The organism is Actinomyces sp. (genome assembly GCF_030524025.1).
Lineage (GTDB): Bacteria > Actinomycetota > Actinomycetes > Actinomycetales > Actinomycetaceae > Actinomyces.
On record NZ_JAUNHI010000005.1, the window covers coordinates 57346 to 71755 of the forward strand.

The 14410-nt window shown below is 72.7% G+C and carries 9 protein-coding genes and 1 pseudogene; 7 read left to right on the top strand and 3 right to left on the bottom strand.

Features of this window, described 5'->3' with window-relative positions:
• Nucleotides 1–56: 56 nt before the first annotated feature.
• The gene (locus Q4C85_RS03755) at nucleotides 57–1118 is read right to left on the bottom strand and encodes an ABC transporter permease (protein WP_303139694.1); all 1062 of its coding nucleotides are present in this window, start codon (nucleotides 1116–1118) and stop codon (nucleotides 57–59) included.
• A 172-nt stretch (nucleotides 1119–1290) separates the two neighbouring features.
• On the opposite strand from Q4C85_RS03755, the gene Q4C85_RS03760 reads away from it, so the two are divergent.
• The 3 genes from Q4C85_RS03760 (at nucleotide 1291) to pulA (ending at nucleotide 8384) form a co-directional block, all read left to right on the top strand.
• Nucleotides 1291–1863: a TetR/AcrR family transcriptional regulator gene (locus Q4C85_RS03760; RefSeq protein ID WP_303139696.1), complete on the top strand. Its 573-nt coding sequence runs from the start codon at nucleotides 1291–1293 to the stop codon at nucleotides 1861–1863.
• A gap of 304 nt (nucleotides 1864–2167) precedes the next feature.
• Complete coding sequence (locus tag Q4C85_RS03765; protein WP_303139699.1) at nucleotides 2168–5242, top strand: alpha-amylase family glycosyl hydrolase; 3075 nt, start codon at nucleotides 2168–2170, stop codon at nucleotides 5240–5242.
• A 283-nt stretch (nucleotides 5243–5525) separates the two neighbouring features.
• Complete coding sequence (pulA, locus tag Q4C85_RS03770) at nucleotides 5526–8384, top strand: pullulanase-type alpha-1,6-glucosidase (RefSeq protein WP_303139702.1); 2859 nt, start codon at nucleotides 5526–5528, stop codon at nucleotides 8382–8384.
• 44 nt (nucleotides 8385–8428) lie between these two features.
• Here pulA and Q4C85_RS03775 read toward each other — a convergent pair whose 3' ends face one another.
• Both Q4C85_RS03775 and Q4C85_RS03780 read right to left on the bottom strand, forming a co-directional pair.
• Nucleotides 8429–9223 (bottom strand): response regulator transcription factor, encoded by a 795-nt coding sequence (locus tag Q4C85_RS03775; protein WP_303139705.1) that lies wholly within the window; start codon nucleotides 9221–9223, stop codon nucleotides 8429–8431.
• Nucleotides 9220–10623, bottom strand: a complete 1404-nt coding sequence (locus Q4C85_RS03780; RefSeq protein ID WP_303139707.1) for a sensor histidine kinase — start codon at nucleotides 10621–10623, stop codon at nucleotides 9220–9222. The genes Q4C85_RS03775 and Q4C85_RS03780 overlap by 4 nt, the downstream gene beginning before the upstream one ends.
• Before the next feature lie 130 nt (nucleotides 10624–10753).
• Between Q4C85_RS03780 and Q4C85_RS03785 the strand changes: the two genes are divergently transcribed.
• From Q4C85_RS03785 to Q4C85_RS03795, 4 genes and pseudogenes are all read left to right on the top strand, one after another.
• Complete coding sequence (locus Q4C85_RS03785; protein WP_303139711.1) at nucleotides 10754–11785, top strand: ABC transporter ATP-binding protein; 1032 nt, start codon at nucleotides 10754–10756, stop codon at nucleotides 11783–11785.
• Nucleotides 11785–13584 (top strand): ABC transporter permease, encoded by a 1800-nt coding sequence (locus Q4C85_RS03790; RefSeq protein ID WP_303139714.1) that lies wholly within the window; start codon nucleotides 11785–11787, stop codon nucleotides 13582–13584. Before Q4C85_RS03785 ends, Q4C85_RS03790 begins: the two co-directional genes overlap by 1 nt.
• A gap of 195 nt (nucleotides 13585–13779) precedes the next feature.
• Nucleotides 13780–13992, top strand: a pseudogene (locus Q4C85_RS11735) (SPFH domain-containing protein); the annotation flags it as partial.
• A gap of 23 nt (nucleotides 13993–14015) precedes the next feature.
• Nucleotides 14016–14402 carry an SPFH domain-containing protein gene (locus Q4C85_RS03795; RefSeq protein ID WP_303139717.1) on the top strand — a complete coding sequence of 129 codons (387 nt, stop codon included), beginning with the start codon at nucleotides 14016–14018 and terminating at the stop codon, nucleotides 14400–14402.
• The last annotated feature ends 8 nt before the right edge of the window (nucleotides 14403–14410 follow it).

Consider the following 14410-nt stretch of genomic DNA (forward strand, 5'->3'; position numbering starts at 1 on the left):
GCGCCCCGGCGCAGCCCCGCCGGCACCCCGCGAGATCCTCCGGTGCCGCCTCCGGCTCAGGCCTGCTTGCGGGACTTGAGCCAGGCCCCGAGGACGAGCAGGAGCGTGCCGGCGGCGCACCAGGTGGCGAGCACCCACGGGGAGCCGCCCATGCCCGCGCCATCGAAGTAGGCGACGGAGCGCAGGAAGTTCCCCGCCGCGCCAACCGGGAGCAGCTGGCCGAACTCGCCCCAGCCGCTGGGCAGCCACTGCCACCCCGTGGCCAGGCCGGACAGCGGGTTGGACACGAAGAGCATCGTCACCGCGCCGAGGGCGATGCCCGCGTAGCCCATGACCGACTGCAGCCCGAGGATGGTCAGCGAGATCGCGCTGATGCCCAGAGCGAGCCCGAGCCAGGTCATGGCGAAGGAGCCGGCGATCGCGCCGAACCAGGTCTGGAGAACCAGGACGGCGAGAAGGGACCCGAGCCCGGCCATGGTGACGGCGGCCAGGGCGCGCTTCCACCAGGATGCCTTGACGACGACCGACAGCAGGACGCTGGAGGCCATGCCCCCGAAGACGAGCGGCAGCCCCAACGAGCTGAGGCCCACGCCCATGGGGTCCTCGGCGGTCAAGGGCGCGACGTCGGTGACGGTCACGGTCGGCACCTGCGCCTGGGCGGCCTGCGCGGCCTGCGCGGCCTGGGCCTGCGCCGCCTGGTCCGCCTGTGCAGCGGACTGCGCGGCCTGGGCCTGCTGGCCCAGGAGCCCCGTGGCCAGCTTGGTGAGCAGGGCCGAGTACGGGCTGCCCGCGCCCGAGGCGGTGACCACCTCGGTGCCCTGATCGCTCACGATGATGCCGCCGACCGCCTCGCGCTGCGTGACTGCCTCGGTCACGGCAGCGGCGTCCTCAACGACGGTGATCTCGAAAGCGCCGGGGGCGGCAGTCTCCAGGGCGGTGCTCAGCTGCTCCTGAGCCGCCTCTGGCGCGGAGACGGCCAGCGGCAGGTCGGAGGCGCCGGAGTTGATCGCCGGGGCGAGGAAGGCGAGCAGCATGAGGACGATGACGGCGGGGATACCGATGACCGCGGCGAGGAGGGTGCGTGTCCCGCGCGCCGAGGTCTCCGTGGAGGAAGGCATGGTCTGGTCCGTTTCTCTAAGTGGAGTGGTTTGCTCCGGAACAACGCGGAGCGTATCGCTCCGTTTGTGTGGGTGCAAGGTGAGCGCCGGCACGCGTGTCCCGGACGGCACGGGACGCCCCGGCTGCCGCGCTAGGCTCCGCATGGGATCGACTGGCAGACAGGAGAGAGCCGTGCGCGCAGACGCCGTCGCGAACAGAGAGGCCATCATCAAGGCCGCGGTAGCGCTGTTCGCCGACATCGGCCTGGACGTCCCCCAGCGCACGGTCGCCGCACGGGCGGGGGTCGGCATCGGCACCCTCTATCGGCACTTCCCCGACCGGATCGGCCTCCTGCGTGGCGTCGCCGAGTACGTGTACGCGACCATGTCCGCCGCTGTGGACACCTACGTAGCCACCCGCGAGGACGCCGGTCCCACGCAGGACTCCGCAGAGGCCTGGCGCGCCTTCGTCGCCGAGGTCGTGGGCATGCGGCTGGGCAAGATCATCCCGCAGATCGCCGAGCACTCCGAGCTCCTCGCCGACAGCCCGTGGCTCCTGGAGTTCCGGGAGCAGGGCCTCGTCAAGCTCAACGAGGCCCTGTCTCGGGCCAAGGCGGACGGGCTGGTGCGCCAGGAGGTCGACATCGCCCGCTTTCAGATCGGCCTGGCGCAGATCTCCCGCCCGCTGCCCGACGTGGTCGAGGAGCTCACGCCCGGCTGGGAGGACTGGCTCGTCGAGACCTACCTGCGGGGTCTGCTCCCCTGAGCCGCGAGCCCCGGCCGTCCCCGGCTGCGGCGATCAGGGGCGGCCGCCGCAGTCTTGCAGCCCTTGCAGGCGCCGTCACCATCGCGTAACCTACGTCTCATCCCCGATCTTGTCTTGATCTCGCTTGATCCTGCGGGGCATTCTCCCTGAACCGAAGGGGGTCTTCTGCCCCGCACCGCACGCCACGGACGAAGGAGTCATGGTGCGTTTTCAGTTCTTGCAGCCCCAGCGGAGCCCCCAATGCCCCCGAAGTCCCCGGAGCCCACGGGGCGGGGCCGCGCGCCACCGCCTGGCGATCCTGGCGGTGCTGGCCGTCGTCCTGCCCCTGACGGTGCAGGTCGCCGCCCCGATGGCCGCGGCGGCCCCCGCCTCGGTCACCCTCGTCGGCAGCCTCCAGAGCGAGCTGGGCTGCGCCGAGGACTGGGACCCGGCCTGTGCCGCCACCGCCATGACCGACCCCGACGCCGATGGCCGGTACACGATGACGACGGTGGTGCCCGCGGGCTCCTGGGAGTTCAAGGTGGCCCTCGATGGGGGCTGGGCCGTGTCCTATGGCGCCGACGGCGTCCAGGACGGAGCCAACATCCCCCTGCGCCTGGCCGTGGACTCCGAGCTGACCCTCAGCTGGGACGCCGAGTCCCACCGCGTCGCGGTGAGCAGCCCCTCCCTGGCGGGCGACTACGACCCGGCGTCGGACGCCGCGCTCGTGGCCGACCCGGTCCGCCAGGGCACGGATGAGACCTTCTACTTCGTCCTGACCGACCGTTTCGCCAACGGCGACCCCTCCAATGACGCCGGTGGCCTGGTCGGCGGGCCCGAGGTCACCGGCCTGGACCCCACGAACAAGGGCTACTACCACGGCGGGGACATCGCCGGGATCATCGAGCACCTCGACTACATCCAGTCCCTGGGCACCACCGCCATCTGGCTGACCCCCTCCTTCACCAACAGGCCTGTCCAGGGCACCGGCGAGAACGCCTCGGCCGGCTATCACGGATACTGGACCACCGACTTCACAAGCATCGACCCGCACCTGGGCGGCAACGAGTCGCTGGCCGCCCTGCGCGACGCCCTCCACGCCAGGGGGATGAAGCTCTACCTCGACATCATCACCAACCACACCGCCGACCTCATCGACTACGCCGAGGGTCAGTACTCCTACGTCGACACGGCCACCGCCCCCTACACGGACGCCGCCGGCAACGTCGTCGACATCTCGGCGGCGGCCGGCTCTCCCGACTTCCCGACGCTCGACCCGGCGACCTCCTTCCCCTACACCCCGGTGCGCACCGGTGAGGTCACCCCCGATGTCCTCAACGACGTGTCCCTCTACCACAACCGGGGCGACTCGACGTGGACGGGGGAGTCGGTCACCATGGGCGACTTCGTGGGTCTCGACGACCTCATGACCGAGGACCCGCGGGTCGTGGCCGCCTTCGAGGACATTTACACCAGCTGGATGGACTTCGGTGTCGACGGCTTCCGCATCGACACGGTCAAGCACGTCAACATGGAGTTCTGGCAGTCCTGGACCGCGACGGTCGACGAGCACGCCGCCGCCACCAACCCCGACTTCTTCACCTTCGGTGAGGTCTACGACGCCGACGCGCGCAAGCTGAGCCCCTACGTGCGCACCACCGGCATGGACGCCACCCTCGACTTCGCCTTCCAGTCCGCCGCGGTGGGCTTCGCCAAGGGGTACTCCGCCCAGGGACTGTCGGGCATGTTCGCCACAGACGACTACTACACGACCCCCACGACGAGCGCCGCCGGCCTGCCCACCTTCCTGGGCAACCACGACATGGGGCGCGTCGGCTACCTCCTGGCGGGCGGCACGGGCGGGCAGGAGACGCTGCGCCGCGACCAGCTGGCCCACTCGCTCATGTTCCTCACCCGCGGCCAGCCGGTCGTCTACTACGGGGACGAGCAGGGCTTCGCCGGCGCGGGCGATGGCTCGGACAAGAACGCGCGCCAGGACATGTTCGCCACGCAGGTCGCCGAGTACGCCGACCAGCCGCTGGTCGACGGCGCGACGGCCGGCGCCACCGACCGCTACGACACCTCCTCGCCGCTCTACCAGCACATCTCGCGGCTGGCGGCCCTGCGCGCCGCGCACCCGGCCCTGTCCACCGGCTCCCAGGTCGAGCTCTACGCCGAGGACGGCGCCGGGGTCTACACCTTCGCCCGGGTCGACCGGGACGAGAAGATCGAGCACCTCGTGGCCCTCAACAACGCCGACGAGGAGCGCACCGTCACCCTGACCACGCTCACCCCCGGCGCCACCTACTCGTCGCTGTACGGCGACCACGCCCCGGTCACCGCCGACGCCCAGGGCTCGGTCACGCTGACCGTCCCGGCCCTGGGTGCGGTGGTCCTCGTCGCCGACCGCACCGTGGCGGCCGGTTCGCCGACGGTGACCCTGACCAACGCCGAGGGGGCCGCCCTGAGCGGGGCGACCGCCGAGGTGGCGGCCACCACCACCCCCCACCGGTGGGCGGAGACCACGTTCTCCTACCGCGAGCTCGGCACCCAGGAGTGGACCACCCTGGGCACGGCCGAGGACACGAGCCCGCGGGTCTTCGCCGACGTGACCGGCCTGCCCACGGGGACGGTCATCGAGCTGCGCGCGGTGACCACGGACGCGGCGGGCAACCGGGTGGCCGACTCCGCCCTGGCCGTTGTCGGCGCCAACCTGAGCGGCACGGCGCCCGCCACCGACCCCGCCGCCGGGGTGACTGTCCCGGGAAGCCACAACACGGCGATGGGCTGCCCTGGCGACTGGCAGCCGGACTGTGCCGCCGCGGCCCTCAGCCTCGATCCTGCGACTGGCCTGTACTCCGGGTCCTTCGACCTGCCCGCGGGCACCTACGAGTACAAGGTCGCCATCGGGGGCAGCTGGGAGGTCAACTACGGCGCCGACGGCGTGGCCGATGGCCCCAACATCAGCTACACGACCTCCGGCGGAACGGTCACCTTCTTCTACGACCCGGTCAGCCACCGGGTGTGGCATGAGATCGGCTCGACCCCGCCAACGGCCACGCCGACAACGGAACCGAGCGCAACGGCCAGTGCCGAACCGAGCGTGACGGCCAGCCCGTCAGCCGATCCGAGCGCGACGGCCACGGCCACTGGCGAACCGAGCGTCACGGCCGGCTCGACGTCCGGCTCGGGCACCGGCCCCACGACGGGTGCCGATCCGGCTGCGAGCGACGGCGCGACGGTGACCGTGCAGGTGGGGGTCAGTGCGCCGCCGGCCCCGTCGGGCAGCTCGACTCGGGCCGGTGGCCTGGCGCGCACCGGCCCGCCGGCGGTGCCGCTGCTGCTGGCGGCCGGATCGCTGGTGGCGGGCAGGATTACCGCCATCCGTCGCCGGTCCTGAGGCGGCCGGATCTCACGGGGCGCCGGGTACCACGACCCGGCGCCCCGTTGCTGGCCCGCGCCTCGTGCGTCACAGCGGCCGCCGTGCGGGCCGGGCTTGACCCACCCTGTCACACCTTCGCTGTTATGTGCATCACAGGCGAGGGTGGGTGGGGACGACTCCGCCCGGCCCGGCCGCCTCGGTGGAGAAGGCCGAATCGTCTGGTGGCGGATAGTCCCTTTGGGTCCTGGTGCCCCGGCGCCCGCCGTGACAGGCTGGTGACAGGAATGAGGAAGGCGATCCGATGACGACCAGTTCGCGAACCTGCGGCGAGGACTACGCCCACCACGACGCCCCGGTGCGCCACGACCTGCCTGGCGCCGGGGAGTTGCGCGCCCACTGGGTGACCGAGACGATCCTCGCCTGGCCGCCCGAGCTGCTGCCCGCCGCGGTCGCCTCCGAGGAGCTGCGCTCCGGCCAGGAGTGCCAGGCGCTCGCGGACCTCCCGGTCACCTTCGGGCTGGTCGCCGCCCCCGATGGCGGTGCGCGGGTGGTCGAGGGGATGCTCGAGCGCGGCGCCTACGTCATGGAGATCCCCTTGACTGTCCGGGGTCTGCTTGAGGACGAGCTGGGGGAGCCGGCGATGACCGCCTACCCGGCGCTGCGCGGTTACATCGCCCTGTCGGTGGAGGACAACGGCCAGCGCCTCAGCCGTGAGGACGTCGAGGCCCTGCTCATGGGCCAGCTCGCCGTCGTCCAACGCACGACCGCCTCGACCGGCGGCTGGATCACGGCCATCACCGGTGTTCAGATCGGCCTGGTCATCGACCATCTTTACGGGGAGGCGGCCTCCCGCGACGGCTCGGCGCCGCTGGGGGTGACCTGGCAGGACCCTGGCACGCCCGAGGCACGCCCCTCCTTCGCCCTGTGGGCGCCGACCGCCCGCGCCGCCACCCTGCTGGCCTGGCCGACACCCGACCCCACCGGCTCGGTGCCCCTCGTGGAGGGCGAGCCGGTGCGCGTGCCCGCGACCCGTCGGCCCGACGGCCGCTGGGAGGTCGACGCCGAGCGCGCCGGGGCCGCCGGGGTGGGGGCCGGCAGCCAGTACCTGTGGGAGGTGCGCGTCTTCGTGCCCTCGACCGGCCGGGTCGAGCTCAATGTCGTCACCGACCCGTACTCGCGGGCCCTGACCGTCGACTCGCGCCGCTCGGTGGCTGTCGACCTGGACCGCAGGGACCTGCGGCCCTCGTCGTGGCGCTCCAACCTCAACCCGGTGGTCGTCTCGGACTCCGCCCGGGCCATCTACGAGCTGCACGTGCGGGACTTCTCCGCGGTGGACCAGTCCGTCCCCGCCCGGATGCGGGGGACCTACTCGGCCTTCACCATCGATTCCGACGGCACCCGACACCTGCGGGCCCTGACCTCGGCCGGGATCGACACCCTCCACCTCCTGCCGACCTTCGACTTCTCCTCGGTGCCCGAGGAGCGCGCCAACCAGAGGGTCCCCGCCGTCCCCACCGACGCCTCCCCCTTCTCCCGCCGCCCGCAGGCGGCCGTGGCGGCGGTGGCCGACCGGGACGCCTACAACTGGGGCTACGACCCCCTCCACTGGATGGCCCCCGAGGGCTCCTACGCCCGCGCCGGCCACCAGGACGGCGGGGCGCGCGTCGTGGAGTTCCGCGAGATGGTCGGCGCGTTGCACGGCATGGGCCTCCAGGTGGTCCTCGACCAGGTCTTCAACCACACGGCCGGGGCGGGGCAGGAGGAGCACTCCGTGCTCGACAAGGTCGTTCCCGGCTACTACCACCGTCTCGACGCGGTCGGGGCCATCGAGATGTCCACCTGCTGCAACAACGTCGCCACCGAGCGGCTCATGGCCGAAAGGCTCATGATCGACGCCTGCGTGTCCTGGGTGGTCGACTACCGGGTCGACGGATTCCGCTTCGACCTCATGGGCTACCACTCGGTCGACACGATGGCCCGCCTCCAGGCCGCCCTCGACGACATCAGCGACGACGCCGTGGGGCACCGGATCCTGCTCTACGGCGAGGGCTGGAACATGGGTGAGGTCGCGGACAACGCCCTGTTCCGCCAGGCCGTCCAGGGCCAGGTGGGCGGCCTGGGCATCGGCACCTTCAACGACCGGCTCCGCGACGCCGTCCACGGCGGCGACCACTTCGACGTCGACCTGCGCATCGGCCAGGGCTTCGGCACCGGGGCCCTGACAGACCCCAACGGGGCCGATGACCGCTCCGAGCGGGAAGTCCGCAACGACCTCGCCTGGCGCACCGAGTTGGTGTGCCTGGGGCTGGCCGGCAACCTGCGGCTCATGGAGCTGCGCGGCTCCGACGGCGCCCGGCGCCTGGGCGAGGAGTTCCACTACGGTAACGCCGTGGCCGCCTACGGGCTGGAGCCGGTGGACTCGGTCAACTACGTGTGCGCCCACGACGACGAGACGCTCTTCGACGTCCTGGCCTACAAGCTTCCCCTGACGACCTCGATGGCCGACCGGGTGCGGATGAACACGCTGTGCCTGGCCGTACCCGCCCTCGGGCAGTCCCCGTGCTTCTGGGCGGCCGGCGCCGAGCTGCTGCGCTCGAAGTCCCTCGACACCGACTCCTACGACTCCGGGGACCACTACAACGCCATCGACTGGAGCGGCCGGGACAACGGCTGGGGCCGCGGCCTGCCCCCCGCCCAGCGCAACTTCGAGGCCTGGGTCATCCAGGCCGACCTCCTCCGGCACGACGAGCTGCGGCCCACCCCCCAGGACATCGCCACCGCCCGGGAGGCGGCGCTCGACCTGCTGCGCCTGCGTCACTCCACGCCGCTGCTGTCCCTGGGGTCGGCGGCCCTCATCCGCGAGCGCGTGTCCTTCCCCTGCGCCGGGCCGGAGGCCACCCCGGGAGTGGTCGTCATGGTCGTCGACGACGGCGCTGGGGAGGCCGATATCGACCCCGCCCTCGACGGGGTCCTCGTCGTCCTCAACGCCACGCCCCATGCCGTTGAGCAGCGGGTCGAGGCGCTGGTCGGACGCTACTTCGAGCTGAGCGAGGTCCAGGAGGCCGGGTCGGACCCCGTGGTTCGGGGCACGACCTTCGACGCTGGCACCGGAACGGTGACCGTCCCCGCCCGCACCGTGGCCGTCCTCGTCGAGCGCTGACCGGCGGTCGCCGGGATGGCCGTCCGGGCCCGGGCGGCGCCGCCTCAGCGGGCGTCGGCGAGCAGGTCCTCCAAAGCGACGACGCCGGTGCGCAGCGCCAGGAGGACCAGCTGGACCCGGTCGCGTGAACCGGTCTTGGCCAGCAGGTGGGACACGTGGGTCTTGACCGTCGGCATCGACAGCCACAGGCGGTCGCAGATCTCCTGGTTGGTCAGGCCCTTGGCGATGAGCACGAGCACCTCGTGCTCCCGCTCGGTCACCTCGGCCAGGCCAGTCGCGCCGGTCTCCTCTGCCCAGCTGCCCGGCCCCGCCACTGCGGGACGGCGGGCGCCCTCCTCGGTTCTGGGCCCCGGCCCCGCCGTCCCGCTCCGCGAGCCCGGCGGGCCGTGGCCGGAGGCGGTGGCCCGCCCGTCGAGCGCGGCGGAGTGCAGCGCGGCTACGAGCCGGCGGGTCGGCCCGGGGGAGACCACCGAGTCCCCCCGGTGCACGGTGCGGATGGCGGCGACGAGCTCGTCGGGGGGCGTCGACTTGAGGAGGAACCCGCAGGCTCCGGCCTCGATGGCCCCCAGGACGTAGCCGTCGGTGTCGAAGGTCGTCAGGATGACGATGCGTCCGCGCGCCCCCGCCTCGATCAGCGCCCGGGTGGCGCTCAGACCGTCCATGCCCGGCATCTGCACGTCCAGGAGCAGGACGTCGACGGGATCCGAGGCGTTGAGGCGCACGGCCTGCGCGCCGTCGGCGGCCCGCCACACGACCTCGATGCCCTCCTGGGCGCCCAGCAGCATGGCGAGCCCCGCGCTGAACAGAGGCTCGTCATCGGCCATCCCCACCCGGATCATGACCCCGCCCCCGCCGGGACCGCGGCCAGGACCCGCCAGCCGGACCCGCCCTCCCGAGGGCCCGCGATGAGGCACCCGCCGATGGCCTTGACCCGTCCGCTCATCGACTCCAACCCGTAGCCGCGCCGGGGCTGGGGTGGGACGGCACCGGCGGGCGCCGCGTGTGCCGCGGTGGCGGAAGCGATTCGGCCCGGCGCGGTGACCACCGGCGCGGTGGCTGCGGGGGCGGCGCTGTCGGCGGCCGGGGCCCCGTTGCTCACCTCCACCTCAAGGCGGGTGCTGGTCGCCCGGGCCTCGACGCGGGCGGGACTGCCCGGGGCGTGGCGGGCCACGTTGGTCAGGGCCTCGCGCACGACCTCGTGGAGGACCCGGCCCGCCTCCTCGGGCGCCGCCGCGCTCACCTCGAGACCGAGGCCGACCTCCATCCCGGCGTCACGGAAGGTCGACACGAGGGCGGGCAGCTCGTCGAGCCCCGGGCGCGCCGGAGCCGCGGTCCCCGCCGGGACCTGCTGGGCGGCGAGGCTCTGGACCGGGGCGTCCGCCGTCGTCGGCCCCACGCCCTGCCGGGTGTGCCGGGCCTGGGGGACCGGCTCGGTCCCGGGTGCGGCCCCGAGGTGTCCGTCCTCCCCGGGGGCGTCCTCGCGCAGGACGTCGATGAGCGCCCGGACCTCCTCGACGCTGCGGCGGGCCGTGCCGCCGATGACGGCCAGGGCCTCCTGCGCCGCGTCCGGGTCGGTGCGCAGCACCGCCTGGGCCCCGGCGGCCTGCATCCCGATGACCGCCAGGGAGTGCCCGAGCAGGTCGTGGACGTCTCGTGCGATCCGGGTGCGCTCGCGGGAGACGGCCAGGCGCCGCTCGGTGTCCTGCTGCGCCTGGAGCATCTCGGCGCGCTCGATCGCCTGCTCGACCCGCTCGCGCGCCCGGCGCCGGGCGGCTCCGGCCAGGGCGGCCGTTGTCAGGATGCTCCAGGCGGTGACTAGGATGATGAAGCCCTGCAGCGGGGTGCGGGCCTCAACGCTTATCCACGGCAGCACGCGGGCGATCGCGGGGAGGGCCCCGAGGTAGAGGGCCGCCAGGACCAGCCACCGCCAGGGCGAGGACAGGCGGGACTGGGTCGTCCACGCCGCCAGGGCCGCCAGGACCAGCATCATGACGCTGGGCTGGGCGAAGGCGGCGAGGTGGACGGCCAGGACCAGGCCGAGGACGACGACGACAGTCAGGGGCGCCCGTGAGCGGGCGAGCACGGCCAGCGCGGCGACGACGATGAGTGCCGCCCACACGGGGGTCACGGTCGAGGCGGGCAGCCAGGCGGCGGCCTGGGGCGCGGACAGCCAGGCCCCCACGGAGATGAGGGCGGCGGCGATGACGTCGGGCACCGCCGGCAGGGGGAGGGAGCGCATGGCGCCACCGTAGGGGCGGGGAGCGCCTGCGGGCGTCATACCCGGGTATGACGCCCGCAGGCGGCATCTCGGGTCAGGTCCAGACCCGGGTTCGATGAGCCGCGCCGACGGTGCCCAGGAGCCTGGGGCCATGAGCACCTCAGCACTGCCGGCCATGAGCCCGGCGAGTCCTCCTACCGATGCGAGCGCATGGCGGTCGGAGCCCGGCCCCGCGGGCTCCGACCGGACAACCCTCGACCTGGCGGTGGCCACCCACGACCTGACGAAGACTTTCGCCGACCGGCACGGTGGGCGCACCGTCGTCGACTCCCTGAACCTGGCGGTCCCGCGCGGCACCGTCTACGGCTTCCTGGGCCCCAACGGCTCGGGCAAGTCGACGACCATGAAGATGATCCTCGGGCTGCTGTCCCCCACCCGTGGCTCGATCGCCGTCATGGGCCGGCCACTGACCCCCGCCACCCGCTCGGGGCTCATGGCGATGACCGGCTCCCTTATCGAGAATCCCCCCGGTTACGGCCACCTCACCGGCATGCAGAACATGAGGATTGTCCAGAGGATGCTGGGGCTGAGCGATGCCCAGATCGACCGGGCGCTCGGACTCGTGCGCTTGACCGAGCACCGCGATCGGCTTGTGCGCACCTACTCCCTGGGCATGAAGCAGCGCCTGGGCGTAGCCATCGCCCTGGCCCGCGAGCCGCGCCTGCTCGTCCTCGACGAGCCCACCAACGGTCTGGACCCCGCGGGGATCGAGGAGATCCGCAGCCTTCTGGTCGCCCTCGCCGGCCAAGGCGTGAGCGTCATGATCTCCAGCCACCTGCTCGATGAGGTCGACCGGATGGCCTCGGTCCTGGGGGTGCTGTCCGCCGGACGACTCGTCTTCCAGGGCACCCGCGCCGCCCTCATGGAGCGCTCCGTGCCCGACCTCGTCCTCGTCACGCCGGATGCCTCGGCGATCACCCCCGACCTCCTGGCCGGCCTGGGGGCCGGGCCCGTCACGGCGTGCGCCGACGGGCTGAGGGTCCCCGGCCTGGGGGTCGACGCCGCAGCCGAGCTGGTCCGCCGCCTGGCCTATGCCGGCGTCCCCGTCCACGAGTTGCGCCGCGAGCCGCGCAGCCTCGAGGAGGTCTTCATGGACCTCACCGGCCGAGGAGGTGCGCTGTGATGAGCAGTCCTCACCAGGCCGCCTCCGAGCCCTGGACCCCCGTGGCGCCAGACGCCTCGAGTGAGGCGGCGGGGGCGCGGCCTGCGCCGGTGGAGCAGCCGCCGCAGATCGCTCAGATCGTCCAGGGGGAGCAGCCGCCGCTAGCGCGCTTCCCCATGCGTCAGGCCATTGGGTTAGAGCTGGCCAAGATGCGGCGGCTGCGCGTCGTGCCCATCCTCCTCGCCGTCACCGCGACGACGACGGTTCTGGCGGCGAGCGCACTGTTCTCGGCCTCCGCCCGTGCCTCATGGGCCGATCCGGACTCCGACCTGTGGGCCGCCCTCCTCCTGTCGTGCACGATGATGGCCGGGGCGCTGACCGGCCCCCTGAGCGCCGCCATCATGGCGGGCCACCTCACTGACATCGAGCACTCCGGGTCCGGGTGGAACCTGGCCGCGGGGGTGGGACTGACCCCCGGCAGGCTCCTGCGTGCCAAAGTCGCCGCCCTGGCCCTGCTCATCGTGCCGGCGATCGTCATCCAGAGCCTCGCCCTTATCGCAGTGGGCACCGCGGTGGGGATCGCGGCACCCGTCCCGGTCGGTGCCTGGGTGTCGTGGACCGTGTCCTTCGCGGTGCTCCAGATGATCATGGTCGCGGGCCACGCCTGGCTGTCCGCGGTCGTCCCCAACCAGCTCGTCTCGATGGCGGCGGGCCTGCTGGGCTCCTTCGTCGCCGTCTACCTGCTCCTGGCGCCGGCCTGGCTCGCCCGGCTCCTGCCCTGGGGGTACTACGCGGTCATCTCGCCCATCGCCATGCACGACAACCAGATCGTCCTAGTCACGCCCGGCTGGCCGTTCTTCGGCATGCTCGTCCTGGCCGCCGTCAGCCTGTTCACGGTGGTCACCGCACGTTTGGACCGCATCGAGGAGCGCGGGATCGCCCTGGGGATCTCGCGAGCCAACGGCGGACCGGAGCGCCGTCGTCGTGGCGCCGGGCGGGCCGGGCAGGGCCACGACTCCGTGCTGCGGGCCTCGGGCGCCCGTGCCCAGGCGCGCCCCGGCAGGCGCCCTTCCGGCCGTGGCCCGGCCCTGGTCGGGGTCGAGGTGAGCAAGCTGCGGCGCAGCGCCGTGCCGGTGGTCGCCGTCGTCATCCCCCTGCTCACCGTCATCGCGGGCGCGGTCAACTACTGGGGCAACCAGGGGGTGCTCTCCTGGGGCTGGGAGTCGCTGGCCTCCCAGGTCACGGTGTTCTACAGCCTCATCTTCGCCCCCATGGCGGTGGCCCTGCTCGTGTCCGCGACCTGGCGGGTCGAGCACCGGGGGACCTCGTGGAACATGATGCGCACGACGCCCCACTCGACCGTCGCCATCGTGCTGGCCAAGGCGGCAGCCGTCCTGGCACCGGTCATCGTCATGGAGCTCGTGCTGCTGGCCATGACCTGGATAGCCGGGATGGTGCTCGGACTGGGGTGGCGGATGCCGCTCGAGCTCCTCGCCCAGGGGGCCGTCTTCGTCCTGGCCTGCCTGCCCCTCATCGGGGTGCAGTCGCTCCTGTCGATGCGCATGCGCTCCTTCGCCGGTCCGGTGGCGGTGTGCCTGGGGCAGGTCGTCGTCGCCTTCATGCTCGTGGCCACCGCCAACCCCGCCTCGACGGTGTGGCCCGCGGCGCTTGTCACCCGCGCCCTGAGCCTGGGGTCGATCGCGATCAGCACCGCCGGTGGCCTCGACGTCGCCGGGATCGCGCCGATCCTGGCGGGGGCGTTGGTGTCGGGGCTCGTGTGCTGGGCGGCGCTGGCCCTGGCCGCCCGGCGGCGGGAGTGACCCCGCCCGTGCGTGGCCGCCGCCCGGCAGTGGGCCGGCGGCGGCCGTACCTCGCGCCACGGAGCCCGCATGGGGAGGCCATGGGGAGCGCTCCCCGTGTTGAACTGCCCGTTCGAGTCGTCCAGGGATATACGTCTCCGTTATGTTTACTCCGGTGCCGCTCCCAGGCGATGTGACAGCACGTTCCCGACGGCGATGCACAACAGGTGTGCGGCGTCCCGATCAGGACACGTAAGGAGACTGCCCGTGGCTCTGCCCTGGATCGAGATCGTCGAGTGCCTCGACCCCGACCCCCAGCTCGTCCTGTGGCGCTACCCCGACCCGGACGGCCGCATCAAGAACGGTGCCCAGCTCGTCGTGCGCGAGAACCAGGCGGCGCTGGTCCTGTCCCGCGGCCAGGCCTCGGGCATCCACCTGCCGGCGCCTACCCGGTGCTCACCATCCGTGACCTCGAGGTCCAGCTGCGCGACTTCATCGCCGCGAAGTTCGGTGAGATCCTCGCCACCCAGGGCTTGTCGGTCATGGATGTCTCAGCCAACCTCTCGGCGGTCAACGCCCGCCTGGCGCCCGCAGTCGCCCCATACTTCGAGGACCTGGGGGTGAGCGTCACCCAGTTCACGATCGCCTTGGTGACCCTGCCCGACGAGGTCAACGAGTACATCGAGCACGCCCGCGACACCGAGGTGAGCACGGAGACCAAGGTCTGCCCCGGCTGCGGTGCCGGACGGTCGGAGGCTCACGGCGTGGCCGAGTGCCGGTACTGCGGCTACGTCTTCATCGCGCCCCTGGCCGGTCCGACCGCCCGGCGCGAGCCCTGAGCGTCCAA

What these genes read in the sequence shown, in the direction of transcription:
- pulA (WP_303139702.1), top strand. Translation starts at nt 5,526, where the DNA reads ATGACGACCAGTTCGCGAACCTGCGGCGAGGACTACGCCCACCACGAC.
- Q4C85_RS03780 (WP_303139707.1), bottom strand. Translation starts at nt 10,623, where the DNA reads ATGCGCTCCCTCCCCCTGCCGGCGGTGCCCGACGTCATCGCCGCCGCC.
- Q4C85_RS03785 (WP_303139711.1), top strand. Translation starts at nt 10,754, where the DNA reads ATGAGCACCTCAGCACTGCCGGCCATGAGCCCGGCGAGTCCTCCTACC.
- Q4C85_RS03775 (WP_303139705.1), bottom strand. Translation starts at nt 9,223, where the DNA reads ATGATCCGGGTGGGGATGGCCGATGACGAGCCTCTGTTCAGCGCGGGG.
- Q4C85_RS03790 (WP_303139714.1), top strand. Translation starts at nt 11,785, where the DNA reads ATGAGCAGTCCTCACCAGGCCGCCTCCGAGCCCTGGACCCCCGTGGCG.
- Q4C85_RS03755 (WP_303139694.1), bottom strand. Translation starts at nt 1,118, where the DNA reads ATGCCTTCCTCCACGGAGACCTCGGCGCGCGGGACACGCACCCTCCTC.